The sequence below is a fragment of the Burkholderia sp. FL-7-2-10-S1-D7 genome, from assembly GCF_001524185.1.
Classification (GTDB): Bacteria; Pseudomonadota; Gammaproteobacteria; order Burkholderiales; family Burkholderiaceae; genus Burkholderia; species Burkholderia diffusa.
The window spans coordinates 1-23,529 of record NZ_LOWY01000028.1; the positions used below are offsets into that span (position 1 = coordinate 1).

The 23,529-nt window shown below is 64.4% G+C and carries 22 protein-coding genes and 1 other RNA gene; 4 read left to right on the forward strand and 19 right to left on the reverse strand.

Annotated elements, in window-relative coordinates:
• Positions 1–102 precede the first annotated feature (102 nt).
• The 16 genes from cysM to gyrA form a co-directional block, all read right to left on the reverse strand.
• A complete protein-coding gene (gene cysM, locus WS75_RS12390; RefSeq protein WP_059448232.1) occupies positions 103–1,005 on the reverse strand; it encodes a cysteine synthase CysM in 903 nt (300 codons plus the stop codon).
• Between the two features lie 206 nt (positions 1,006–1,211).
• Positions 1,212–1,556: a ComEA family DNA-binding protein gene (locus tag WS75_RS12395; RefSeq protein ID WP_059680728.1), complete on the reverse strand. Its 345-nt coding sequence runs from the start codon at positions 1,554–1,556 to the stop codon at positions 1,212–1,214.
• Between the two features lie 73 nt (positions 1,557–1,629).
• Positions 1,630–2,622 carry an ADP-glyceromanno-heptose 6-epimerase gene (rfaD, locus tag WS75_RS12400; RefSeq protein ID WP_059507155.1) on the reverse strand — a complete coding sequence of 331 codons (993 nt, stop codon included), beginning with the start codon at positions 2,620–2,622 and terminating at the stop codon, positions 1,630–1,632.
• Positions 2,623–2,686: 64 nt separating this feature from the next.
• Positions 2,687–3,637 carry a D-glycero-beta-D-manno-heptose-7-phosphate kinase gene (gene rfaE1, locus WS75_RS12405; protein WP_156429771.1) on the reverse strand — a complete coding sequence of 317 codons (951 nt, stop codon included), beginning with the start codon at positions 3,635–3,637 and terminating at the stop codon, positions 2,687–2,689.
• Between the two features lie 7 nt (positions 3,638–3,644).
• Positions 3,645–5,045, reverse strand: a complete 1,401-nt coding sequence (locus WS75_RS12410) for a UDP-glucose dehydrogenase family protein (protein WP_059680730.1) — start codon at positions 5,043–5,045, stop codon at positions 3,645–3,647.
• Between the two features lie 90 nt (positions 5,046–5,135).
• Positions 5,136–6,308 carry a lipopolysaccharide assembly protein LapB gene (lapB, locus tag WS75_RS12415; protein ID WP_059680731.1) on the reverse strand — a complete coding sequence of 391 codons (1,173 nt, stop codon included), beginning with the start codon at positions 6,306–6,308 and terminating at the stop codon, positions 5,136–5,138.
• A gap of 54 nt (positions 6,309–6,362) precedes the next feature.
• Positions 6,363–6,656 (reverse strand): lipopolysaccharide assembly protein LapA domain-containing protein, encoded by a 294-nt coding sequence (locus WS75_RS12420; RefSeq protein ID WP_059680732.1) that lies wholly within the window; start codon positions 6,654–6,656, stop codon positions 6,363–6,365.
• Between the two features lie 210 nt (positions 6,657–6,866).
• The gene (locus WS75_RS12425; RefSeq protein WP_006750752.1) at positions 6,867–7,190 is read right to left on the reverse strand and encodes an integration host factor subunit beta; all 324 of its coding nucleotides are present in this window, start codon (positions 7,188–7,190) and stop codon (positions 6,867–6,869) included.
• Positions 7,191–7,212: 22 nt separating this feature from the next.
• Positions 7,213–8,925, reverse strand: a complete 1,713-nt coding sequence (gene rpsA / locus WS75_RS12430; RefSeq protein WP_059599019.1) for a 30S ribosomal protein S1 — start codon at positions 8,923–8,925, stop codon at positions 7,213–7,215.
• 142 nt (positions 8,926–9,067) lie between these two features.
• The gene (cmk, locus tag WS75_RS12435) at positions 9,068–9,754 is read right to left on the reverse strand and encodes a (d)CMP kinase (RefSeq protein ID WP_059680733.1); all 687 of its coding nucleotides are present in this window, start codon (positions 9,752–9,754) and stop codon (positions 9,068–9,070) included.
• A gap of 13 nt (positions 9,755–9,767) precedes the next feature.
• Positions 9,768–11,072 carry a 3-phosphoshikimate 1-carboxyvinyltransferase gene (gene aroA / locus WS75_RS12440; RefSeq protein ID WP_059680734.1) on the reverse strand — a complete coding sequence of 435 codons (1,305 nt, stop codon included), beginning with the start codon at positions 11,070–11,072 and terminating at the stop codon, positions 9,768–9,770.
• Between the two features lie 20 nt (positions 11,073–11,092).
• On the reverse strand, positions 11,093–12,019 hold the full coding sequence (locus WS75_RS12445) for a prephenate dehydrogenase/arogenate dehydrogenase family protein (RefSeq protein WP_059680735.1): 927 nt from the start codon (positions 12,017–12,019) through the stop codon (positions 11,093–11,095).
• Between the two features lie 187 nt (positions 12,020–12,206).
• Positions 12,207–13,289 (reverse strand): prephenate dehydratase, encoded by a 1,083-nt coding sequence (gene pheA, locus WS75_RS12450; RefSeq protein WP_059599006.1) that lies wholly within the window; start codon positions 13,287–13,289, stop codon positions 12,207–12,209.
• A gap of 33 nt (positions 13,290–13,322) precedes the next feature.
• On the reverse strand, positions 13,323–14,405 hold the full coding sequence (serC, locus tag WS75_RS12455; RefSeq protein WP_059680736.1) for a 3-phosphoserine/phosphohydroxythreonine transaminase: 1,083 nt from the start codon (positions 14,403–14,405) through the stop codon (positions 13,323–13,325).
• Positions 14,406–14,566: 161 nt separating this feature from the next.
• Positions 14,567–15,166 carry a DUF2059 domain-containing protein gene (locus WS75_RS12460; RefSeq protein WP_011883810.1) on the reverse strand — a complete coding sequence of 200 codons (600 nt, stop codon included), beginning with the start codon at positions 15,164–15,166 and terminating at the stop codon, positions 14,567–14,569.
• A gap of 83 nt (positions 15,167–15,249) precedes the next feature.
• Positions 15,250–17,853, reverse strand: coding sequence for a DNA gyrase subunit A (gyrA, locus tag WS75_RS12465; RefSeq protein WP_059680737.1), 2,604 nt, complete (start codon positions 17,851–17,853; stop codon positions 15,250–15,252).
• A 537-nt stretch (positions 17,854–18,390) separates the two neighbouring features.
• Here gyrA and ompA point away from each other — a divergent pair.
• The 4 genes from ompA (at position 18,391) to ssrA (ending at position 21,027) form a co-directional block, all read left to right on the forward strand.
• Positions 18,391–19,059 (forward strand): outer membrane protein OmpA, encoded by a 669-nt coding sequence (gene ompA / locus WS75_RS12470; protein WP_040126893.1) that lies wholly within the window; start codon positions 18,391–18,393, stop codon positions 19,057–19,059.
• A 152-nt stretch (positions 19,060–19,211) separates the two neighbouring features.
• Complete coding sequence (ubiG, locus tag WS75_RS12475) at positions 19,212–19,910, forward strand: bifunctional 2-polyprenyl-6-hydroxyphenol methylase/3-demethylubiquinol 3-O-methyltransferase UbiG (RefSeq protein WP_044844843.1); 699 nt, start codon at positions 19,212–19,214, stop codon at positions 19,908–19,910.
• 13 nt (positions 19,911–19,923) lie between these two features.
• Positions 19,924–20,640, forward strand: a complete 717-nt coding sequence (locus tag WS75_RS12480) for an HAD-IA family hydrolase (protein WP_059680738.1) — start codon at positions 19,924–19,926, stop codon at positions 20,638–20,640.
• Positions 20,641–20,657: 17 nt separating this feature from the next.
• Positions 20,658–21,027, forward strand: a transfer-messenger RNA (tmRNA) gene (gene ssrA, locus WS75_RS12485).
• A 258-nt stretch (positions 21,028–21,285) separates the two neighbouring features.
• Here ssrA and WS75_RS12490 read toward each other — a convergent pair.
• From WS75_RS12490 to WS75_RS12500, 3 genes are all read right to left on the reverse strand, one after another.
• Positions 21,286–21,639 carry a DUF4148 domain-containing protein gene (locus WS75_RS12490; protein WP_059680739.1) on the reverse strand — a complete coding sequence of 118 codons (354 nt, stop codon included), beginning with the start codon at positions 21,637–21,639 and terminating at the stop codon, positions 21,286–21,288.
• 309 nt (positions 21,640–21,948) lie between these two features.
• Positions 21,949–22,218, reverse strand: a complete 270-nt coding sequence (locus WS75_RS12495; RefSeq protein ID WP_059680740.1) for a hypothetical protein — start codon at positions 22,216–22,218, stop codon at positions 21,949–21,951.
• A gap of 101 nt (positions 22,219–22,319) precedes the next feature.
• Positions 22,320–23,426 carry a substrate-binding domain-containing protein gene (locus WS75_RS12500; RefSeq protein WP_059680741.1) on the reverse strand — a complete coding sequence of 369 codons (1,107 nt, stop codon included), beginning with the start codon at positions 23,424–23,426 and terminating at the stop codon, positions 22,320–22,322.
• Positions 23,427–23,529: the final 103 nt, after the last annotated feature.

A 23,529-nucleotide genomic window follows, 5' to 3' on the forward strand; every position in this document is an offset into this window, starting at 1 on the left:
TGAAATACAAAACGCCCGATGCGGTGCATCGGGCGTTCTAGCGCCTGGATACTGTCAACCTATTCCAGGACTTGACAGTGATGCTGCTGATGCCGTTCGGGCTCAGGCAGGAAATACGCCGGTCGACAGGTAGCGGTCGCCGCGATCGCAGACGATGAACACGATCGTCGCGTTCTCGACCTGACGCGCGATACGCATCGCGACTTCGCATGCGCCACCCGACGAGATGCCGGCAAAGATACCTTCGACGGCCGCGAGCCGACGCGCCATCGTTTCGGACGCGGCCTGACTCACGCTCTCGACGCGATCGACTCGGCTGCGATCGAAGATCGTCGGCATATAGGCTTCCGGCCACTTGCGAATGCCCGGAATACGCGACCCTTCTTCCGGCTGCGCGCCGACGATCTCGATCGCCGGATTCTGTTCCTTCAGAAAGCGCGACGTGCCCATGATCGTGCCCGTCGTGCCCATCGCCGACACGAAGTGCGTGACGCGCCCCTCGGTGTCGCGCCAGATCTCCGGGCCCGTTCCTTCGTAGTGCGCGATCGGATTGTCGGGGTTCCCGAACTGATCGAGGATCACCCCCTTGCCTTCGCGCTGCATCTGCTCCGCGAGGTCGCGCGCCAGTTCCATCCCGCCCTTTACGGGCGTCAGGATGATTTCGGCGCCGTAAGCGGCCATGCTCTGGCGACGCTCGATCGACAGATCTTCCGGCATGATCAGCACCATCTTGTAGCCGCGGATCGCCGCTGCCATCGCGAGCGCGATGCCCGTGTTGCCGCTCGTCGCCTCGATCAGCGTATCGCCCGGCTTGATGCGACCGCGCGCCTCGGCCTTGCTGATCATCGACAGCGCCGGGCGATCCTTCACGGAACCGGCCGGATTGTTGCCTTCCAGCTTCGCGAGCAGCACGTTGTTGCGCGCGCGAATCTCGTCGTCCGGCAGGCGGACCAGTTGCACGAGCGGCGTGTTGCCGATCGTGTCTTCGATAGTTTTGTAAGCCATGGAGATACCGTGAGTGCGAGGCCGATCAATCGATTGATTGTAAACCAGCACCGAGGCTCGCGCCGGCAACCCCATTGTGACGATGGAATAGACGTGCCGCACGATTCACGAGTGTGCATCTGCAGCATGCACGCAAAAAACCCGCGGCATGCCGCGGGAAGCCGTCGCAACGACGGCGGCTGAAGGAGCCCTTTGTCTCGCGTGCGTTACTTCTGCGCGGTGCGGGCAGGTGCCGCAGCAGGCTTCGCCGCCGCGGGCTTGCCCGCGGCCGGTTCCGCCGCACCCGAGCCGGCCGTACCGATCGTCAACCCTTCCCGCTGAAGGCGCTCGACCGTTTGGCCGCCCATGCCTTTCACGCGCGATGCGAGATCGTCTGCATTCCTGAAAGCCCCCCGTGCGCCGCGCTCGTCGAGAATCGCCTTCGCTCGCGCGGGACCGATGCCCTTGATGCCGACGAGTGCATCCTCGTTCGCGGTGTTGACGTCGACGGCCGCCCAGGCCGACGCGATCGCGCCGAACATGGCGGCGGCGGCAAACCATTTCCTGATCATGTACTGGATCTCCGATGAAAACGATCGGCGGCTGCCGACCGTGAGACCCAGTCTAGCGATGCGACGCGCTGGCTTAAACCTGGCCGGATAGCCAACGCACGTAGCGATCGACACCTTCCTGCACCGTCAGGAACGGCGCATCGTAGCCGGCAGCACGCAGTTTCGTCTGGTCGGCCTGCGTGAAGCACTGGTACTTGCCGCGCAGCGCATCCGGGAACGGCACGTATTCGATCAGCCCTTGCTCGACCTGCTGCGCGAGCGTCAGCGGCGGCAGGTTGTCGAGCGCGCGCAGCGTGTTCACGACCGTCGATGCGATGTCGTTGAACGGCTGTGCCCGGCCGGTGCCGAGGTTGAAGATGCCCGATTTCTCCGGATGATCGAAGAAGAACAGGTTCACCTTAGCGACGTCCTCGACCGACACGAAGTCGCGCGTCTGCTCGCCCGGCGCATAACCGTTGTACTCGCCGAACAGCTTGACCTTGCCTTCCGCGCGGAACTGGTTGAAGTTGTGGAACGCGACCGATGCCATGCGGCCCTTGTGTGTCTCGCGCGGACCGTACACGTTGAAGTAGCGGAACCCGGCGATCTGGCTCTTCGCGCTGGGCAGCACGCGGCGGATCACCTGGTCGAACAGGAACTTCGAATAGCCGTAGACGTTCAGCGGCGCCTCGACTTCGCGCTCCTCGACGAAACGCGTCGATCCGCCGTAGATCGCGGCCGACGACGCGTACAGGAACTGCGCGCCCTGCGCGAGGCACGCATCGAGCACCGCGCGGCTGTAGCGGAAGTTGTTGTCCATCATGTAGCGGCCGTCGGTTTCCATCGTGTCCGAACAGGCGCCTTCATGGAACACCGCGCGTACCTTGCCGAAATCGCCGCGCGCGAAGCGCTCGACGAATTCCGTCTTGTCGAGATAGTCGTCGATCTCGCAATCGACGAGATTGCGGAACTTGTCCGCGCGCGTCAGATTGTCGACCGCGATGATGCGCGACTCGCCACGCTCGTTGAGCGCCTTGACGATGTTCGCGCCGATAAAACCGGCTGCGCCGGTGACGATGATGGTCATGGTCGTTCTGCCTGAAAAATTGCAAGAAATACGTGCGGCCCGCTCGGCGCGCCGCCGAATGCGCTCAGTGAAACAGTTCGTCGTAGTCTACCGTGGCCGTACCCAGCTTGCCGACCACGATGCCTGCCGCACGGTTCGCGAGCACGACGGCATCGACGAGCGGCACGCCGGCACCGAGCATCGTCGCGACCGTCGCGATCACGGTATCGCCCGCGCCGGACACGTCATACACCTCGCGCGCGAGCGCCGGTGCGTGCAGTTCGCCCGCTGCGGAAAAGAGCGTCATCCCCTCTTCCGAACGCGTGAGCAGCAACGCGTCGAGTTCGAGCTCCGCACGCAGCTTCGCGACACGCGCGCGCAGATCGTCTTCCGATTGCCACTGACCGATGACCTCGCGCAACTCGGCACGGTTCGGCGTGATCAGCGATGCGCCGCGATAGCGCGCCCAGTCGCCGCCCTTGGGATCGACGAGCACCGGCTTGCCGGCCGCGCGCGCCTTCTCGATCATGGTGGTCACGTGCGTGAGGCCGCCTTTCGCGTAATCCGACATCAGCACGACGTCGTGCTGCGGCAGCAGCGCATCGAAACGCGCGAGCCCGGCGAGCAGCACCTCGTGCGTCGGCATCGCCTCGAAGTCGACGCGCAGCAACTGCTGCTGGCGCGCGAGCACGCGCAACTTGATCGTCGTCGGCAGTGACGCATCGCGTTCGAGATGAGGAGTCACACCGCTGCCGTCGAGCAATTCGACGATGCGCTCTCCCGGCTCGTCGCAGCCGACCACGCACAGGAGCCCGGCCTGACCGCCAAGCGTCACCGCGTTGCGCGCGACGTTGGCCGCACCGCCAAGCCGCTCCTCCTGGCGCTGCACGTGCACGACAGGAACCGGCGCTTCCGGAGAAATGCGTTCGACGTTGCCGAACCAGTAGCGGTCGAGCATCACGTCACCGACCACGAGCACGCGCGAACGCGCGAGCTGCGCGCGCGGTACCGGCACCACTTCGCGAAAGGTAGTCATCCTGCGTTCATCCACGGGGAGAGGACTGGGGGGCGACATGCGGACGCCCGATCGCATGGTAGTCGATGCCGAGTTCGGCCATCGCGTCCGGCTCGTACAGATTGCGTCCGTCGAAGATCACCGGCGCCTTCAGTTCGGCCTTCAGGCGCGTGAAATCCGGGCTCCTGAATTCCTTCCATTCGGTGACGATCACGAGCGCATCCGCGGCGGCCACGGCCGCGTCCTGGGTATCGACGAAGTGCAGGCGTGCAAGCGCGTCGGGAGCCTCACCGAGATCGAGCGCGAACACACGGCGCGCCTCGTCGATCGCGACCGGATCGTACGCGCGCACGGTCGCGCCACGCCCGAGCAGCGCGGCGATCAGCCGACGGCTCGGCGCCTCGCGCATGTCGTCCGTGTTCGGCTTGAACGCGAGGCCCCAGACCGCGAATTCGCGACCGTTCAGGTCTGCGCCGAAGCGCTGCTCGATCTTGCCGATCAGAACGTCCTTCTGTGCGGAGTTGGCCGCTTCGACGGCCTCCAGGATGCGCAGCGGCTGGCCGTTTTCGCTCGCGGTGCGAATCAACGCCTGCACGTCCTTCGGGAAGCACGAGCCGCCGTAACCAACGCCCGCGTACAGGAAGTGATAGCCGATGCGCGGATCGGATCCGATCCCGCGGCGCACGGCTTCGATGTCGGCACCGACTTTGTCGGCGAGATTCGACATTTCGTTCATGAACGAAATGCGCGTTGCGAGCATCGCATTCGCCGCATATTTCGCGAATTCCGCCGAACGCACGTCCATGTAGATCGTGCGCTCGTGATTGCGGTTGAACGGCGCGTACAGCTTCTTCATCTTCTCGCGCGCCACCGTGCCCGTCTCGTCGTCGTCGACACCGATGATGATTCGGTCCGGGCGCATGAAGTCCTCGACTGCCGCGCCTTCCTTCAGGAATTCCGGATTCGACACGACCGAGAAACGGTGCGCGACGCTGCCCGCAAGGCCGCGCGCGCCGAGTGCCTCGTCGACCACCGCGCGCACGCGCTGCGCGGTGCCGACCGGCACCGTCGACTTGTCGACGATCACCTTGAAACCGGTCATGTACCGGCCGATGTTGCGCGCGGCCTCGAGCACGTATTGCAGGTCGGCCGAACCGTCCTCGTCGGGCGGTGTGCCGACCGCGATGAACTGGATCTCCCCGTGGGCAACGCTCGCCTCGATATCGGTCGAGAAGCGCAGACGTCCTGCCGCGCGATTGCGCGCGACGATGTCCAGCAGGCCCGGTTCGTGAATCGGCATCCCGCCGGTGTTCAGGATCTCGATCTTGCGCGGATCGACATCCAGACAGAAGACGTCGTGGCCGATCTCGGCGAGGCAGGAGCCCGTGACGAGACCGACATATCCAGTGCCGATGATGGTGATTTTCATAGATGTTCCGGTAAGTCCCGGTAAATGACTAACTTGGCCGCCGGACCGGGCCCGGCGACAACCGCAGCGCTTGCGCGTTGAACGCCGGGATCAGCCCGGCATCGCAGGTTCGACGCGGCGCGGCGCATAGGTTTCCCAGCCGCTGCATCCGGGGCACTGCCAGTAGAAGAGCCGTGCCCGGAAACCGCAATTCTGGCACGTATAGCGTGGCAGATTTTTGGTGCGCTGCTTGATCAGCGCACGCATCATTTCAAGTTCCTTACGGCGCGGCTCGTCGGCGGCCGCGATCTGCGCATCGAGCAGGTGCAGCATGCCCGACAGGTTCGGCGACTTCTCCATCTGCGTACGCGCGAGTGTGTGCGCCGCTTCCTGGCCGCGCAACCCGGCGATGTGCTGATAAGCGATATCAAGCAGGTCGTTCGACGTATAACGATCGACGTAGCCCATCAGCAGCTCGGCACCCTCGACCGGCTTGCCGAGCGCGACATAGGCCTTCATCAGCTTGTCGGCGACGAGCGGCAGATACGCCGGATTCTGCGCTTCGACACGCTTCCAGTGCTCGATCGCGGCCGCATGATCGCCCGCCGCCTGCGCGGCGTCGCCGGACAGGATCGTCGCGCGGACGTTCTGCGGGTTCGCTGCAAGCGCGAGCTTCAATTGATCGGCCGCGGCCGCGGCGTTCTTGCGTTGCAGCGCCTCCTGCGCGAGTTCGCAATGGAACTGCGCGATTTCGGTGCCGAGCGGCTTGTCGCTCATCGATTCGATGCGTTTCGCGGTATCGATCGACTTGTTCCAGTCCTTTTCGATCTCGTAGATCGTCAGCAGCGCCCGCTGCGCGCCCAGCGCGTAATCGCCATCGGCGAGCCGGTGGAAGGCCTCCTCCGCACGATCGAGCAGGCCGGCCTTCAGGAAATCCTGGCCGAGCTCGTACAGCGCGTGATCGCGCTCGTTCACGGGCAGGTCCGTGCGGCTCAGCAGGTTCTGATGCACGCGGATCGCACGGTCCGTTTCGCCGCGGCGGCGAAACAGGTTGCCGAGCGCGAAGTGCAACTCGACCGTCTCGGGGTCGAGCTTCGCGACCTCGATGAACGCGTCGATCGCCTTGTCCGGTTGTTCGTTCAACAGAAAGTTCAGGCCGCGGAAATACGATCGCGGCAGGTTGGCGCTCTCCGACAGGAGGTTCTTCAGGTCATAGCGTGACGCCGCCCAGCCGAGCGCGAACGCCACCGGAATCGCGAGCAACCACCAAAAATCCAGATCCATGCGAAATATCGAAGCAGAGACGAAAACCGCGCCGGGGTCGGCGCGGCGTCCGTGTTAAATGACGGGCGGCATCGGCGGCTGGTCGACGACGGCCGGGGTTTCGCGCGCCGTACGCAGATCGCGCTTCAGGCGCCCGTTCTCGAGGCGCATGCGGAACATCGCCGGCAGCGCGGACAGCAGGCCGGCCAGCAGCCCCACGACGAAAAACGCGAGGCCGATCAGGATCAGCGGCGCTTGCCATGCGTGGCCGGCAACGAAATTCAGCGTCGCGGTTTGCGTATTGGCCAGCGCGAGCACCAGCAGCAGCACGAACACCAATACCCGGATCAGCCAGACGATAAACTTCATGTAGCCCTCTCTTTGTTGAGGTTTGCCGTGGCGCGCGACTCCCCTTCGCGGCGCCGAATCGACCCGTATTGTAAAGGAAGCGTTTGCGCGTCACCGCACATCCTGCGGGTGCGCGTTGTCACGCGGACGCCGGAAATGAAAAAAGCGCCCGCAAGGGGCGCTTTTTTCTTCAGCCTTCGCCGGACGGATTCCGGGCAAGCCGCACGACGCTCAACGCTCGTCGTCCGGATCATCAGCTTTCAGCGGCTCGCCGGCGCGGCCGTCGACGCGTTCACGCAATTCCTTGCCGGGCTTGAAGTGAGGCACGAACTTCTCGGGCACCTGCACTTTCTCCCCCGACTTCGGGTTGCGTCCAACGCGCGCCGGGCGACGGTTGAGGCCGAAACTGCCGAAACCCCGAATTTCGATGCGATGCCCTTTCGACAAGGCGTCGGACATTGCATCGAGCATCGTTTTCACCGCGAAATCCGCATCCTTGAGGACAAGTTGCGGAAATCGCAGTGCCAGCTGCGCGACCAACTCGGATTTGGTCATACTTCAGCAGACCTCGTGAGGCTTACTGGTTCTGGCCGTCGAGCTTCGCCTTCAGCAGCGCGCCGAGGTTGGTCGTACCGGTCGCAGCAGCGCTGGTGTCCGACTGCAGGCCGCGGATCGCTTCCTGTTGTTCAGCCGAATCCTTCGCCTTGATCGACAGGTTGATGCCACGCGACTTGCGATCGATGTTGATCACCATCGCGTTGACCTTGTCGCCTTCCTTCAGCACGTTGCGTGCGTCTTCGACGCGATCCTGCGAGATTTCCGATGCACGCAGGTAGCCTTCGATGTCGCCCGTCAGCGTGACGACAGCGCCCTTCGCATCGACCGACTTCACCACGCCGTCGACGATCGAACCCTTGTCGTTCATTGCAACGTAGTTGCTGAACGGGTCGCCTTCGAGCTGCTTGATGCCGAGCGAAATACGCTCCTTCTCGACGTCGATACCGAGCACGATCGCTTCGACTTCGTCGCCCTTCTTGTACTTGCGAACGGCTTCTTCGCCGGCTTCGCTCCACGACAGGTCCGACAGGTGGACCAGGCCGTCGATGCCGCCCGGCAGACCGATGAACACGCCGAAGTCGGTGATCGACTTGATTGCGCCCGTGATCTTGTCGCCCTTCTTGAAGTTGCGGCTGAAGTCATCCCACGGATTCGGCTTGCACTGCTTCATGCCGAGGCTGATACGACGACGGTCTTCGTCGATCTCAAGGACCATGACTTCGACTTCGTCGCCCAGCTGGACAACCTTCGACGGAGCAACGTTCTTGTTGGTCCAGTCCATTTCCGACACGTGGACGAGGCCTTCGATGCCCGATTCCACTTCGACGAATGCGCCGTAGTCGGTGATGTTCGTGACCTTGCCGAACAGGCGCGTGCCCGACGGGTAACGGCGCGAGATGCCTTCCCACGGATCGTCGCCCAGTTGCTTGATGCCCAGCGAGACGCGGTTCTTCTCTTGATCGAACTTGAGGATCTTCGCGGTGACTTCCTGGCCAACCGACAGGACTTCGCTCGGGTGACGCACACGACGCCATGCGATGTCGGTGATGTGCAGCAGGCCGTCGATGCCGCCGAGGTCGACGAACGCGCCGTAGTCGGTGATGTTCTTGACCACGCCGTTGACGATCGCGCCTTCCTTCAGCGTCTCGAGCAGCTTCGCGCGCTCTTCGCCTTGCGTTGCTTCGATCACTGCACGACGCGACAGCACGACGTTGTTACGCTTGCGATCGAGCTTGATCACGCGGAACTCGAGCGTCTTGCCTTCGTACGGGGTCGTGTCCTTGACCGGACGCGTGTCGACCAGCGAACCCGGCAGGAACGCGCGGATGCCGTTGACCATCACGGTCATGCCGCCCTTCACCTTGCCGGTGATCGTGCCGGTGACGAGTTCGTTGTTGTCGAGAGCCTTTTCCAGCGACAGCCACGATGCAAGGCGCTTCGCCTTGTCGCGCGACAGGATCGTGTCGCCGTAGCCGTTTTCGAGTGCGTCGATCGCGACGGACACGAAATCGCCCGACTGCACCTCAACCTCGCCCTGATCGTTCAGGAATTCCTCGATCGGAATGTAAGCCTCGGACTTCAGGCCTGCATTGACGACCACGAAGTTGTGGTCGACGCGCACGACTTCGGCGGAAATCACTTCGCCGGCGCGCATGTCTTGGCGGGTCAGCGACTCTTCGAACAGAGCCGCGAAAGATTCAGTATTCGGGTTGGAGGTTTGCAGGTCGGACATAAAAATCTGATTGTGCATGGCTCGCTGTGCCACGCCGGCCGGAATGGCAGGCTGAAAGGGCCAGATCGAGGACCACACGGGGTTAAGGGTTCGAAACACGCTCCGCGCCTTTCGCGCAAAGCACCTACTGCTGCCTGCCTTCTCAGGCGGGCTGGCCCAGCGCCCGGTACCACTGCAGCACCTGGTCGACTGCTTCATCGACCGAAAGTGCCGACGTATCGAGCAGCTTGGCATCTGCCGCAGGCTTCAGCGGCGCGGCTGCGCGATTGCTGTCGCGCGCGTCACGTTCACGAAGATCCCGGAGCAAGTTATCAATATTAGCAGAAAAACCTTTTTGCATCAATTGCTTATGCCGCCTGGCCGCGCGAGCCTCGGCACTGGCCGTCAGGAACACCTTCAGCACGGCGTCCGGGAAGATCACGGTGCCCATGTCGCGGCCGTCGGCGACGAGGCCCGGCGTCTTGCGGAACGCGCGCTGGCGCGCGACGAGCGCGGTACGCACCGGCCCGTGCACGGCAATCGCCGACGCGCGGTTGCCGACCGCTTCGGCGCGGATGTCGTTCGACACGTCGACGCCATCGAGCTGCGCGCAGCCCTCGCGAAACGTGATGTGAAGATCGTCGATCAGCTTCACGAGCGCGTCGACATCCTCCGCCGCGATGCCGTAGCGCACGCTCGCGAGCGCGGCGAGCCGGTACAGCGCGCCGCTGTCGAGCAGGTGAAAGCCGAGATGCGCGGCGACGAGCGCCGCGACGGTGCCTTTGCCGGAAGCGGTCGGACCGTCGATCGTGATGACGGGAGTCGGGTGAAAGGGTCGGGTCGATTTCATCGGAACTGTCGGGTCAGGCTTTGGCGAGCGCGGCAAAGCGGTCGAAATAGTCGGGGAACGTCTTGCCGACGCACTTCGGATCGTTGATCCGCACGGGCACGCCGCCCAGGCTGACGAGCGAGAAGCACATCGCCATCCGGTGATCGTCGTACGTGTCGATCGCTGCATTCGGCGTGAGCCGTTGCGGCGGCGTAACGACCAGATAGTCGGGGCCTTCCTCGACGGTCGCGCCGACCTTGCGCAGTTCGGTCGCCATCGCGGCGATGCGGTCGGTTTCCTTCACGCGCCAGCTCGCGATGTTGCGCAGCGTGCTCGTGCCGCTCGCGAACAGCGCCGCGACCGCGATGGTCATCGCCGCGTCGGGAATCAGGTTGAAGTCCATGTCGATCGGCTCGAGCTTGCCATGGTCATGGCCGATGCCGCGTACCTCGATCCAGTCGTCGCCCATCGATACGTTCGCGCCCATCTGCATCAGTGCGTTCGCGAAGCCGACGTCGCCCTGGATGCTCGCGCGCCCCACGCCCTCGACGCGCAGCGGGCCGCCGCCGAGCGCGCCGGCCGCGAGGAAGTACGAGGCCGACGATGCATCGCCCTCGACCATGAGGCGCCCCGGCGAACGGTAGCGCACGCCGGCCGGCACGACGAAGCGCTGCCAGCCGTCGCGCTCGACGGTCACGCCGAAGCGCGCCATCAGCCGGATCGTGATGTCGATGTACGGCTTCGAGATCAATTCGCCGTCGACTTCGACGACGATCGTGCCGTCCTTCGCCTTCACGAGCGGCAGCGTCATCAGCAGCGCGGTGAGGAACTGGCTCGACACGTCGCCGCGCACGCGGATCGGCGCGTCGACCGTGATCGCCGCAGGCTTTATCCGCAGCGGCGGAAAGCCTTCGTTTTGCTCGTAGTCGATCTGCGCGCCGATCTGCCGCAGGCCGTCGACGAGGTCGCCGATCGGCCGCTCGTGCATGCGCGGCACGCCGTGCACGCGATAGTCGCCGCCGTTGACCGCGAGTGCCGCCGTCAACGGTCGCACCGCGGTGCCCGCGTTGCCGAGGAACAGATCGGCGGTCTTCGCGGTGAACGCGCCACGCGTGCCGGTGACGACACAGGTGTCGCCCTCGCGCGCGAGCTTCACCCCAAGCTTGCCGAGCGCGTCGAGCATCACGCGCGTGTCGTCGGAATCCAGCAGGTTGGTGATCGTCGTATCGCCTTCAGCAAGCGCCGCGAGCAGCAGCACGCGGTTCGAGATGCTTTTCGAGCCGGGCAGGCGCACGGTGCCCGATGCGCTGGAATATGGGCCGAGATCGAGATAGTCCATGGGAATCGTCCTGTTTCCTGTTATTTCTTGACCGGTTCGGCAGCGGGCTGCGCGCCACGTTCCTGCCAGGCCTTGCGTGCAGCGCGCGAGCGAGTGAACACGGCTTCGAGCGCCGCGCCATCGCCAGCGTCGATCGCCGCGCGCAGCCGGGCGAGCACGCGCGTGTAGCCGTCGAGCTCATCGAGCAGCGCCGCGCGGTTCGCGACACACACGTCGCGCCACATTTCCGGGCTCGACGCCGCGATCCGCGTGAAGTCCCGGAAGCCGCCCGCCGCGTACGAGAATTTCAGTTCGGCATCCGCCTCGCCGAGAATTTGCTCTACGAGCGCGAACGACAGCACATGCGGCAGATGACTGATCGACGCGAACACGCGATCGTGCTGCGCCGTGCTCATGGTGCGCACGTCGGCGCCGGTCGCCCGCCACATTGCATCGATCCGCGCGACCGCTTCGAGCGCGTTCTCCGGCAACGGACACAGCACGACGTTGCGACCGACGTACAGATCCGGCAGCGCGGCCTCGACGCCGCTCGATTCGCGCCCGGCGATCGGATGGCCCGGCACGAATTGCGCGATCCGCGCACCGAGCGCGTCGCGTGCCGCCGTGACGACGTCGGACTTGGTGCTGCCTGCGTCGGTGACGATCGTCGCAGCGTCAAGCCACGGCGCGATGCGCGCGAGCAACGGGCCCGTTTGCGCGACGGGTGCAGCCAGCAATACGAGATCGGCGCCGGCAAGCGCATCGCGCAGTTGCGCATCGTCGTCGAGCGCCACCGCGCGATCGATCACGCCGAGCGCGAGCGCGCGCTCGACCGTCGCACGCGAACGACCGACGCCGACGACTTCGCCCGCGCCACCCGGTGTGCGCTCGCGCAGCGCGCGCGCCAGCGATCCGCCGATCAGGCCGACGCCGAAGATGACAAGTTTGTTGAATGCAAAGCCTGACACGACAAGAGCCAAGTGACGCGCGCGGAACGACGCCCCGCGCACGGAAGTCCAGATTCCGGGCAACGGGCCCGCACCCGGCGCAACCTGCACCGGATACCGCCCGAACCCGCCTTGGGCAGCGCCGCCCGGCCTGCCCCACCCGCTTCGCCGCGCCGCCTGCTCGGTGCAGGCGACGGGCCGCTACGCGTCAGCGCGCGCGCGGATACGAACCGAGTATCTTCAGGAACGCGGCCTTCTGACCGAGCTCCGCGAGCGCGGCGGCCACGGCTGGCTCGTCCCGGTGCCCTTCGATGTCGATGTAGAAGTAATACTCCCACGTGCCGACCCGCGCCGGGCGCGACTCGAAGCGCGTCATCGACACACCGTGCCGCGCGAGCGGTTCGAGCAGCTTGAACACCGCGCCCGGCTCGTTCTTCACCGACACGATCAGCGACGTCTGGTCGTGACCGCTCTGCCCGGCCGGCTGTTTGCCGACGATCACGAAGCGCGTGCGATTGTGCGGATCGTCCTGGATCAGCGAGAACGCGATCTGCAGGCCGTAGTGCGCGGCCGCGCGGTCGCCTGCGATCGCCGCGACGCTCGGATCCGCCGCCGCGAGACGCGCGGCCTCCGCATTGCTCGACACCGCTTGCCGCTCGAGCTGCGGCGCGTTCGCGGCAAGCCACTGCTGGCATTGCGCGAGCGCCTGCGCATGCGCGCAGACGCGCGTCACGCCGTCGAGCGTGCCGCTCTGCGTGAGCAGGTTGTGATGGATCGGCAGCGCGAGTTCACCGCTGATCAGCAACTGCGTCTGCAGCAACAGGTCGAGCGTGCGCGACACCGCACCTTCGGTCGAGTTCTCGACCGGCGCGATGCCGAATGCGGACGCGCCTGCCTCGACCGAGCGGAATACCTCATCGATCGACGGACACGGCAGCCCTTCGATCGACTGGCCGAAGTACTCGAACATCGCCTGTTCGCTGTACGTGCCGACCGGCCCGAGGAACGCGACGTGGATCGTCTGTTCGAGCGCGCGGCTCGCGGCCATGATCTCGCGCCAGATGGCGCTGATGTGCTCGCTCGCGAGCGGTCCCGCGCTCATGTCCTGCAGGCGCGCGATCACCTGCAGCTCGCGCTCCGGCCGGAACACCGGCGCGTTGAAATGCTTCTTGACCTCGCCCACCTCGAGCGCCACCGCGGCGCGCTGGTTGAGGAGCGCGATCAGCTGCGCGTCGATCGCGTCGATGCGGTCGCGCAGCGGTTTCAGGCGGGAATTCAGTTCGTCGTCCATGCGTAGTTGCCGTGCTGTTTGAACAGCGCGCGCTCAGGCGCCGCGCTGTTCGAAGTCCTTCATGTACTCGACGAGCGCTTTCACGCCCTCGAGCGGCACCGCGTTGTAGATCGACGCCCGCATGCCGCCGACGGACTTGTGGCCCTTCAGCTGCAGCAGCCCGCGCGCCTTTGCGCCGGCAAGGAAGTCTTCGTTGCGCGTTTCGTCGGCCAGGAAAAAGGGCACGTTCATACGTGAACGCGCCGCCGGCTCGACCTTGTTCAGATAGAAGCTGCTCGCATCGATCGTGTCGTAGAGCAGCTTCGCCTTCTCGATATTGCGCGCCTCGATCGCCTCGAGGCCGCCCTGCCGCTTCAACCACTGGAACACGAGGCCCGCGATGTAGATCGCATAGGTAGGCGGCGTGTTGTACAGCGAGTTGTTCGCGGCGACGGTCTTCCATTCGAATGCGGACGGGCAGATGGACAGCGCGCGATCGAGCAGATCCTCGCGCACGATCACGACCGTCACGCCGGCCATCCCGATGTTCTTCTGCGCGCCGCCGAACAGCACGCCGTACTTCGCGACGTCCATCGGACGCGACAGAATGTGTGACGACACGTCCGCGACGAGCGGCACGTCGCCGAGGTCCGGAATCTCGAACGTCTCGACGCCGTCGATCGTCTCGTTCGTGCACAGATGCACGTAGGCTGGATCGTCCGACAGCTGCCATTCGGCGCGGGCGGGCGCGCGCGTGAAACCGTCGGCCGTCTTGCCGGATGCGGCCAGATGCGGCGTGCCGTATTTCTTCGATTCGTTGAACGACTTCTGCGACCACGCGCCCGTCACGACGAAGTCGGCGGTCTTGCGCGAACCGAGCAGGTTCATCGGCACGATCGCGTTCTCGGCAATGCCGCCGCCCTGCAGGAACATGATCCGGTGGCTGGCCGGCACATCGAGCAGCTCGCGCAGGTCGGTCAGCGCTGCCTCGTGGATCGACATGAATTCCTTGCCGCGATGGCTCATCTCCATCACGCTCATGCCGCTGCCGTGCCAGTCGAGCATTTCGTCGGCAGCTTGCCGCAGCACTTCCTCGGGCATCGCCGCAGGGCCGGCGGAGAAATTAAAGACGCGCATCGTGAAAACCTCGGGAGGGACGCGACCGGCTTGCCGCCGGCAGAAAGAACCGCGCCAGAAAAGAAATGGCCGCTTGCGCTCGCGCGCAAACGGCCATTATCGCACTGTCATCAGGCTCCCGCCAAACCCGGCCGAACGGCCGGGCGGCGTGCCCGGACGGCTTACTTGCCCGGCTTGACTGCCGCGACTTCCTTGTCAGCCTGCGTACGCGTTGCCTGGATCGCTTGCGGCATGTACTTCTGCATCAGGCCGTTGACCACGTCGCGACCGACCTGATCCTGAACCTGGATGAACTTGCGGCCCGTCGGGCTCTTGTAGAACGTCGTCAGATCCTTGATCTCCGACGTGCTGTAGTACTTCGCGTACGCGTCGTACTGAGCCGACATCGCGTCGTTCTGGAACTGCTGCGTGCCGAACACCTTGCCTGCGCCGTCAACCAGCTTCGGCACCGCGTTCTTCTGCAGCGTCGGAACGGCGGCTTGCTTTTGCTTGTCGTTCAGCGTCTTGTTTTCCGACAGCGCGTCCGACAGGATTGCCGGCACGAGTTGCTTTGCCTGCATCTCGGCGCTGTTGCCGATTGCCGACACGAGCTTCGGCGCGTCGATCGCGTCGAGCAGATCCTTGATCGCCGCCTTCTTGTCGGCGTCGATCGGCGCAGCTGCCGCGGTCGCAGCCGGTGCGGAATTCGACAGCGCTTGCGCCATCGCGAACGTCGGCACCAGTGCAGCCAGCAGAACCAGTTGCTTGAATTGCTTTTGCATCATCACTCCCTTTTGGAAATATGAATGGTTGCTCGCCGGCCGCGGCGCTTCACGCCCGCGGCGGCCAGAGTCTCATCCGTTCTTCAGGCTTCGCCGTCCGACGCCTCGTCGGCCTCGCCATCGCCCTCTTCGGCCTCCGCGATCTGCTGCAGGCCAGAAAGCTTGGTACCCTCATCGAGACTAATGAGTGTAACACCTTGCGTGGCACGCCCCATCTCGCGAATCTCGGATACGCGGGTGCGAATCAACACGCCGGCCGTCGTAATCAGCATGATCTGATCCTCGGCGTCGACGAGCGTCGCGGCCACGACCTTGCCGTTGCGCTCGGACGTCTGGATCGCGATCATACCCTTCGTACCGCGGCCATGGCGCGTGTACTCGGTGATCGGCGTGCGCTTGCCGTAGCCGTTCTCGGTCGCGGTGAGCACGGTCTGCTCCTCGCTGCCCGCGACCAGCATCGCGATGACCTGCTGCCCGTCCTCGAGCTGCATGCCGCGCACGCCGCGCGCCTCGCGGCCCATCGGGCGCACGTCGTTCTCGTCGAAGCGCACGGCCTTGCCGGCGTCGGAGAACAGCATCACGTCGTGCGCGCCGTCGGTGATCGACGCACCGATCAGGAAGTCGCCGTCGTCGAGGCCGACCGCGATGATGCCCTTCTTCATCGGGCGGCTGAATGCTTCGAGCGGCGTCTTCTTCACCGTGCCGAGCGACGTCGCCATGAAGATGAACTTGTCGGCCGAGAATTCCTTGACCGGCAGCACGACGTTGATCTTCTCGCCTTCCTGCAGCGGGAACATGTTGACGATCGGACGGCCGCGCGAGTTGCGCGAGCCCTGCGGCACTTCATAGACCTTGACCCAGTACACGCGGCCGCGGTTCGAGAAGCACAGGATGTAGTCGTGGGTGTTCGCGATGAACAGCGTCTCGATCCAGTCGTCTTCCTTCATCTGCGTCGCCTGCTTGCCGCGGCCGCCGCGCTTCTGAGCGCGATACTCGGACAGCGGCTGCGACTTCACGTAGCCCGCGTGCGACATCGTGACGACCATGTCCTGCGGCGTGATCAGGTCTTCGGTATTCAGTTCGGTCGCGTTCAGCTCGATCTTCGAGCGGCGTGCGTCGCCGAATTCGGCCTTCACCGCCGTCAGCTCCTCGCCGATCATCGTCGTGATCCGCTCGGGGCGCGCGAGGATGTCCAGCAGGTCGGCGATCTGCGCCATCACTTCGCGGTACTCGCCGATGATCTTGTCCTGCTCGAGGCCGGTCAGGCGCTGCAGACGCATCTGCAGGATTTCCTGCGCCTGCGTGTCGGACAGACGGTACAGCCCGTCGGCCTGCATCCCGAACACCGGGTTCAGGCCTTCCGGACGGTACGCGGAGCGGCCGCCCGCCGATGCGTTCTCGGTCTCGGCGCGCGTCAGCATCTCGCGCACGAGCGACGAATCCCACGGCTTCGCCATCAACTCCTGCTTCGCGATCGGCGGCGTCGGCGCTGCCTTGATGATCGCGATGAACTCGTCGATGTTCGCGAGCGCGACCGCGAGACCTTCGAGCACGTGGCCGCGTTCGCGCGCCTTGCGCAGTTCGTAGATCGTGCGGCGCGTCAGCACTTCGCGTCGATGCGACAGGAAGCTCTGCAGGATTTCCTTCAGGTTCAGCAGCTTCGGCTGGCCGTCGACGAGCGCGACCATGTTCATGCCGAACGTGTCCTGCAGCTGCGTCGCCTTGTACAGGTTGTTCAGCACCACTTCGGGCACTTCGCCGCGCTTCAGCTCGATCACGACGCGCATGCCGCTCTTGTCGGACTCGTCGCGGATGTCGGAGATGCCCTCGAGCTTCTTCTCGTTGACGAGCTCGGCGATGCGCTCGAGCAGCGAGCGCTTGTTCACCTGGTACGGCAGCTCGTCGACGATGATCGCCATCCGCTGGCCGCGGTCGATCTCCTCGAAGTGCGTGGCCGCGCGCATCACGACGCGGCCGCGCCCGGTGCGATAGCCGTCGCGCACGCCGGCGACACCGTAGATGATGCCGGCCGTCGGGAAGTCCGGCGCCGGGATGATCTCGATCAGCTCGTCGATCGTCGCTTCCGGGTTGTTCAGCAGATGCTGGCACGCGTCGACGACTTCGTTCAGGTTGTGCGGCGGGATATTGGTCGCCATGCCGACCGCGATACCCGACGAGCCGTTGATCAGCAGGTTCGGGATGCGCGACGGCAGGACCGACGGTTGCATCTCGTTGCCGTCGTAGTTCGGCTCGAAGTCGACCGTTTCCTTGTCGATGTCGGCGAGCAGCTCGTGACCGATCTTCGCCATGCGAATTTCGGTGTAACGCATCGCCGCGGCATTGTCACCGTCGATCGAGCCGAAGTTGCCCTGTCCGTCGATCAGCATGTAGCGCAGCGAGAAGTCCTGCGCCATCCGCACGATCGTGTCGTACACCGCGGTATCGCCGTGAGGGTGATACTTACCGATCACGTCACCGACGATACGCGCCGATTTCTTGTACGCGCGGTTCCAGTCGTTGTTCAGTTCGTGCATCGCGAACAGTACGCGCCGGTGCACGGGCTTCAGGCCATCGCGGACATCCGGAAGGGCACGTCCGACGATCACGCTCATCGCGTAATCGAGATACGAACGGCGCATTTCCTCCTCTAGGGAGGTGGGCAGGGTCTCTTTGGCGAATTGATCCATGTATCCGTATCGTTTCGGAGCGAAGACGGCGAACGCCTTTCGCGTGGGCGCTGCATGCGCAACGCAACGCGAGATTCTAACATGCACGCATCAACCGCCAATTCGCCACCCCCTCTATATGTAAACAGCAAAAATCGCGGCCCATGGCAAAGGCACCCCGGAACGACCATGATCGCGCCCCATTCAGGAAGCCCGGGTTGCTCTGGCCCTCGTCACGCACGCGCGTAAACCCCTTGCGGCCTTTCATGCAATTTCGCGGACACACTCTTGACAATTTCTGAAAGTTACGGCAGGCGGGTGTTGCGCATGCACCACAAAGTTGAAGCGATCTTGGGGTGGGGAGGATTTTTTTTCGTAGGAAGGGAACGATATGGCAAAATGCCAACGCACTGAAAGTTAGACGCTGCTCGAAGTCTACACAGAGCGGTGCCGCGTTTTTTGTGCCGCACCAATGTTATACTTCGAGCAATGTATGACTTGTCACCGTCAACAGGCTCGCAGTAAACCTGCGGTAATCTCAATTTCGAGAGGAGAAATATGAATAAACTTTCAAAGCTCGCGTTCATTGCAGCTACCGCAGTTATGGCTGCATCCGCTTCGGCACAGTCGGTGCCGGCGTCGCGTCAAGCCGTCAACGACAACTGGGTGAACGGCACGGGCGAATGGGTGTGGATGAACGGCACGAACGAGCTCTGCTGGCGTGACGCGTTCTGGACGCCGGCCACCGCCAACGCAAAGTGCGATGGCGCACTGGTCGCCCAGGCACCGCAGCCGCCGGTCGCTCCGGTTGCTCCGGCCATCACGAGCCAGAAGATCACGTACCAAGCCGACGCACTGTTCGACTTCGACAAGGCAACGCTCAAGCCGCTGGGCAAGCAAAAGCTGGACGAACTGGCTTCGAAGATCGAGGGCATGAACACGGAAGTGGTCGTCGCTACGGGCTACACGGACCGCATCGGTTCGGACAAGTACAACGACCGTCTGTCGCTGCGCCGCGCGCAAGCTGTCAAGTCGTACCTGGTCAGCAAGGGTGTCCCGGCCAACAAGATCTACACGGAAGGCAAGGGCAAGCGCAACCCGGTCACGACCGGCTGCAACCAGAAGAACCGCAAGCAACTGATCGCCTGCCTCGCACCGGACCGCCGCGTGGAAGTCGAAGTGGTCGGTACGCAAGAAGTTCAGAAGACGACCGTTCCGGCGCAGTAAGCCGCGGTTTTCGACTGCTTCAAAGCCCCGCTCCGGCGGGGCTTTTTCTTTGACGCCCGTCCAGGCGCTCGCTGGCCTCGTTGTGCGCCCCCTTATATACTCGGGGCTGACGTACCGACGCACTACCCTCCTTCCGTAGCCCGTTTGCCGACATGACCAACGCCGATCCGCACGAACTCCAGAAATTCAGCGACCTCGCCCATCGGTGGTGGGACCCGAATGCCGAATTCAAGCCCTTGCACGACCTGAATCCGGTCCGGCTCGGCTGGATCGATTCGCATGCGCACCTCGCCGGCAAGCGCGCACTCGATATCGGCTGCGGCGGCGGCATCCTGTCCGAATCAATGGCCGGTCTCGGCGCCCAGGTGAAAGGCATCGACCTGTCGACCGAAGCGCTCGGCGTCGCCGACCTGCACAGTCTCGAAAGCGGCATCACCGTCGACTACGAGGCGATCGCCGCCGAAGCGATCGCCGAACGCGAGCCGGGCACGTACGACGTCGTCACCTGCATGGAGATGCTCGAGCACGTGCCTTCGCCGGCCGGCGTCGTCGCCGCGTGCGCGACGCTCGTGAAGCCGGGCGGCTGGGTGTTCTTCTCCACGCTGAACCGCAACCTGAAGTCCTACCTGTTCGCGGTAATCGGCGCTGAGTACATCGCGCAGATGCTGCCGAAGGGCACCCACGACTACGCGCGCTTCATCCGCCCGTCGGAACTGGCGAGCTTCGTGCGCGGGACCGATCTGCACATCGTGGAGATCAAGGGTATTACCTATCACCCGATCGGCAAACGCTTCGCGCTGTCGAACGACACCGACATCAACTATCTCGTCGCGTGCCGCCGCGGCGCGTGACCCTCCGACCGGCATGACGATTCCCCTTTCGACCGAGCGGCCCGTATTCGACGCGCCGCGCCTGCTGCACTGCGATGCCGTGCTGTTCGACCTCGACGGCACGCTCGCCGACACGGCGCCCGACCTCGCCGCTGCAGTCCACAAGATGCAGCGCGTGCGCGGCCTGCCCGAAACGTCGCTCGACGTGCTGCGGCCGCTGGCATCGGCCGGTGCGCGGGGCCTGCTCGGCGGCGCATTCGGCATCGATCCGCATTCGCCCGGCTACGATGCGATGCGCGACGAGTTCCTGACCAATTACGCGACCGACATCTGCGTGCACACGGTGCTCTTCCCCGGCATCGGCGACGTGCTAGACGAACTCGATGCACGCGGCGTGCGCTGGGGCATCGTCACGAACAAGGCCATGCGCCTCACCGCGCCGCTCGCCGACCTGCTCGGCCTCGCGCCGCGCGCGGCCTGCATCGTCGGGGGCGACACAACGCCGCACTCGAAACCGCATCCGGCCCCGCTGTTGCATGCGGCGGAACAAATGACGCTCGCGCCGGAGCGCATCGTCTACGTCGGCGACGATCTTCGCGACATCCAGGCCGGCAGCGCTGCGGGGATGGCGACGGTCGCGGCCGCGTACGGCTACTGCGGTGACGGCGTCGCGCCGGCCGACTGGCAGGCGCAGCATCTCGTCGGCACGACGCAGGAACTGCGCGAACTGCTGCGCGATGTTGGGCTATAATGATTGATCTTATCCGCGGGGGCGACCTGGTTTCGACAGGGGTTGTGAAGCGGCTAGGGCATGTCGAGGACCCGTCACCTCGTTAATCAATGGGAAAATCGTAACTGCAAACGACGATACGTTCGCACTGGCAGCCTAACGGCCGCCGTCCTCTGCCTAGTTCACTGACGGGCTAGTGTCGCAAGACCGGTAGCAATACCGCCAGAGGTCATTTACGTCAGTTAAGCCCTGTCGGCGTCGCGACGCCAGGGTCGAAAACTTAGCGAATCGCCGTAGTGCAGCGTGTTCGTCCGCGTCGCTGCGGTTAAATCAAATGACTGAACTAAACATGTAGAACTAGTCGTGGAGCGCTTCTGGACGCGGGTTCGATTCCCGCCGCCTCCACCAAATTTCGCGCTTGACGCACGAACCCCGCACGACGCGAGTCTGCGGGGTTTTTTGTTGCCTGAGAAGCCGAACGTCCCGTGCCTTCCGAAAAAGCGCCCAGCCTCGGGGGCCGGGCGGAATGCCGCCAGCGATCCGACGGCAGGAGGTGACGGATGTTCGGCGTCGCCCGCACGGTGATCGACCGCGGCGGACGGCACCCTGCCCGGCACGCGACGCGTCATCGCACGCGCAGCATGGCCTCACCGGGCGACGAGCAGCTTAGCTGCCGCGATACAGCGACTTCATTTCTTCTGCACTGGCCGGACGCACGCCGATCGCACGCGAACCCGATGCCGATGCACCCTGCACCTGCGCGCCATAACCGCTGGCATCGGCGCCTTGCGCCTGGGCGAACGCGCTGCGCTGTTGCTCTGCAACACGCGCTGTGGCGGCCTGGATCGCTTCCGGATAGTGCGGATCTTCGCCGCGGGCGGTGTTGTAACCGGCCTGCTGGAGTTGAACCAGTTCGGCACGAACCTGTGCGCGGGTGAGTGCCGAGCCCGACTGCGCGAACGACACGACCGGGGCAACGAGAGCAGCAGCAACGACAACGGCTTGAACGAGCGACTTCATGATGACCTACCTCCAGATTTGTCTGATTTCGCGGTGAACACCCGTTCATCGCTGACAAACCGAAGTTTATGTAGGCGCGTGCTTAAGAATAAGGCAGGTTTCAGGAAGACATCCTTCCCGAAACAAGGGTTAACCCTAGGATGTTGCGGACCTGGTCCAGCCCCGCACGAGCACTCTACGCGAGGCCGAACCACAAAGCATGAGCCCCGCCGGGCAGCACACCGTGCGGGGCTCGAAAAGAACCGCGCGGCATCGGCGCGGTTTGGACAAACGATCGCGGCGTCGACAACCCGGCGCGTCAGTGTCTGCCTATTGAGTGTCCATCGGACACTTCAGGTTGCAGCCGTTCGGGTCCCCCAAATCGCCCTTGCGGCGCAATGCCGACTTCTTGCCATTCTGGTATTTCTGTGACGGCGCCGACGCCGCGAACGGCATCTGCGGATGCTCGTTCAGGCGAAACTGGTCGCTCAGGATCCCGCCGGGCAGGCCTGGTGAATTCTGTGCGAGCGCCAACGGCGAAACGGCGACAAGAAGCCCTGCGGCCAACGCTGCCGCGGAGAAAGGAACGGATAGTTTCATGGCGGGATGACGCCTGAACGGCGTGCTTGTTGGAACGATGATCAAGCGGCAAGCGTAGCGCAAATCCCTCGCTGCTGCAGCGCGGTTCGCGCGCGCCCCCGTTACCGTACATTGCCGTCCGGCATACCGCCCCCGGCGATACCGGCGAATCCGTCCGCGACGCCGGTCAGCGTCCCGCACGCGGACGGATCGTAGCCGTCGAGATGCGCGACGCGGTCGACGAAGCGCGCATCGCGCAGCAAGGCGAGCACGCCGGCGAGAGGTCGCGAATCGAGCTGCGCGCGTTCGCACGCAAAGTAATAGTCCTCGTCGACGATCGGAATGAAATCGAGCCCGAAGTGATGGGCGGCCGGCTCGACGCCGAAGCCGAGATCCGCCATCCCGCTCGCGACGAACGCGGCGATCGCCGAGTGCGTGAGTTCGGCCGACGCATAGCCGTCGATACGCTCGGGATCGATGCCGATCGCGCGCAATGCAAGATCGAGCAGCATCCGCGTGCCCGACCCCGGCTGCCGGTTGACGAAGCGGATGTCGTTGCGGGCGAGATCGGCGAGCCCGCTGACCTGCTTCGGGTTGCCGCGCGGCACGAACAGCCCCTGCTGGCGACGCGTCAGATGAATCAGCACGTGACGCGTGTCGTCGAGCCACGGCCGGTAGATCTGCGCGCACTGTTCGCGGAACGCGCCGCGTGGCAGATGAAAACCGGCCAGCTCGCATTCACCGCGCGCGAGCGACTGCACGGCTTCGACGCTCTCGCGATACTTGATGTCGACGGCTGCCTGCGCGTCGACAAGCGCGGAAACGAGCGTCGCAACCGCGTAGCCGTGCGATGCATGGATGCGCACGGCGCCGTCGCGCTGCGCGAGCCGCCGGTTCAGGTCGCTCGCCACCTCGGCTGCCAGCGCGCGCAGGTTCCCGTCGAGACGATTGCGCGCGAGCCGCTGCGCGTCGACGACCGCCTGCCCCAGTTCCGACAGCGTCGATCCCTTGCCGCGTGCCGTCTCGATCAACTCGCCGCCGACGCACGCCTCCAGCGCCCGCAGCATGCCCCACGCGTGCCGATACGACAGACCTTTCGCCTGCGCGGCCTGCGCGATGCTGCCCGTTTCGGCCACGAGTTCCAGCAACGGGGCAACGTCCGACAGGCTCGCCGTCCGGCCCTCCGTGTCGCGTACGGTCAGATACGCGTCGCATTCGATTCGAATCATTTATGCATTCCGATTTCCTATTGCGACTGCGAAATCTTCCGCTTATCGTTGCTTAAAATCAATCAGGACGAAGTCCGGATGTGCACTATATGAATTAACGGCA

Coding starts and splice junctions, on each gene's coding strand:
- cysM (WP_059448232.1), bottom strand. CDS start 1,005: ATGGCTTACAAAACTATCGAAGACACGATCGGCAACACGCCGCTCGTG.
- WS75_RS12395 (WP_059680728.1), bottom strand. CDS start 1,556: ATGATCAGGAAATGGTTTGCCGCCGCCGCCATGTTCGGCGCGATCGCG.
- rfaD (WP_059507155.1), bottom strand. CDS start 2,622: ATGACCATCATCGTCACCGGCGCAGCCGGTTTTATCGGCGCGAACATC.
- rfaE1 (WP_156429771.1), bottom strand. CDS start 3,637: ATGACTACCTTTCGCGAAGTGGTGCCGGTACCGCGCGCGCAGCTCGCG.
- WS75_RS12410 (WP_059680730.1), bottom strand. CDS start 5,045: ATGAAAATCACCATCATCGGCACTGGATATGTCGGTCTCGTCACGGGC.
- lapB (WP_059680731.1), bottom strand. CDS start 6,308: ATGGATCTGGATTTTTGGTGGTTGCTCGCGATTCCGGTGGCGTTCGCG.
- WS75_RS12420 (WP_059680732.1), bottom strand. CDS start 6,656: ATGAAGTTTATCGTCTGGCTGATCCGGGTATTGGTGTTCGTGCTGCTG.
- WS75_RS12425 (WP_006750752.1), bottom strand. CDS start 7,190: ATGACCAAATCCGAGTTGGTCGCGCAGCTGGCACTGCGATTTCCGCAA.
- rpsA (WP_059599019.1), bottom strand. CDS start 8,925: ATGTCCGACCTGCAAACCTCCAACCCGAATACTGAATCTTTCGCGGCT.
- cmk (WP_059680733.1), bottom strand. CDS start 9,754: ATGAAATCGACCCGACCCTTTCACCCGACTCCCGTCATCACGATCGAC.
- aroA (WP_059680734.1), bottom strand. CDS start 11,072: ATGGACTATCTCGATCTCGGCCCATATTCCAGCGCATCGGGCACCGTG.
- pheA (WP_059599006.1), bottom strand. CDS start 13,289: ATGGACGACGAACTGAATTCCCGCCTGAAACCGCTGCGCGACCGCATC.
- serC (WP_059680736.1), bottom strand. CDS start 14,405: ATGCGCGTCTTTAATTTCTCCGCCGGCCCTGCGGCGATGCCCGAGGAA.
- WS75_RS12460 (WP_011883810.1), bottom strand. CDS start 15,166: ATGCAAAAGCAATTCAAGCAACTGGTTCTGCTGGCTGCACTGGTGCCG.
- gyrA (WP_059680737.1), bottom strand. CDS start 17,853: ATGGATCAATTCGCCAAAGAGACCCTGCCCACCTCCCTAGAGGAGGAA.
- ompA (WP_040126893.1), top strand. CDS start 18,391: ATGAATAAACTTTCAAAGCTCGCGTTCATTGCAGCTACCGCAGTTATG.
- ubiG (WP_044844843.1), top strand. CDS start 19,212: ATGACCAACGCCGATCCGCACGAACTCCAGAAATTCAGCGACCTCGCC.
- WS75_RS12480 (WP_059680738.1), top strand. CDS start 19,924: ATGACGATTCCCCTTTCGACCGAGCGGCCCGTATTCGACGCGCCGCGC.
- WS75_RS12490 (WP_059680739.1), bottom strand. CDS start 21,639: ATGAAGTCGCTCGTTCAAGCCGTTGTCGTTGCTGCTGCTCTCGTTGCC.
- WS75_RS12495 (WP_059680740.1), bottom strand. CDS start 22,218: ATGAAACTATCCGTTCCTTTCTCCGCGGCAGCGTTGGCCGCAGGGCTT.
- WS75_RS12500 (WP_059680741.1), bottom strand. CDS start 23,426: ATGATTCGAATCGAATGCGACGCGTATCTGACCGTACGCGACACGGAG.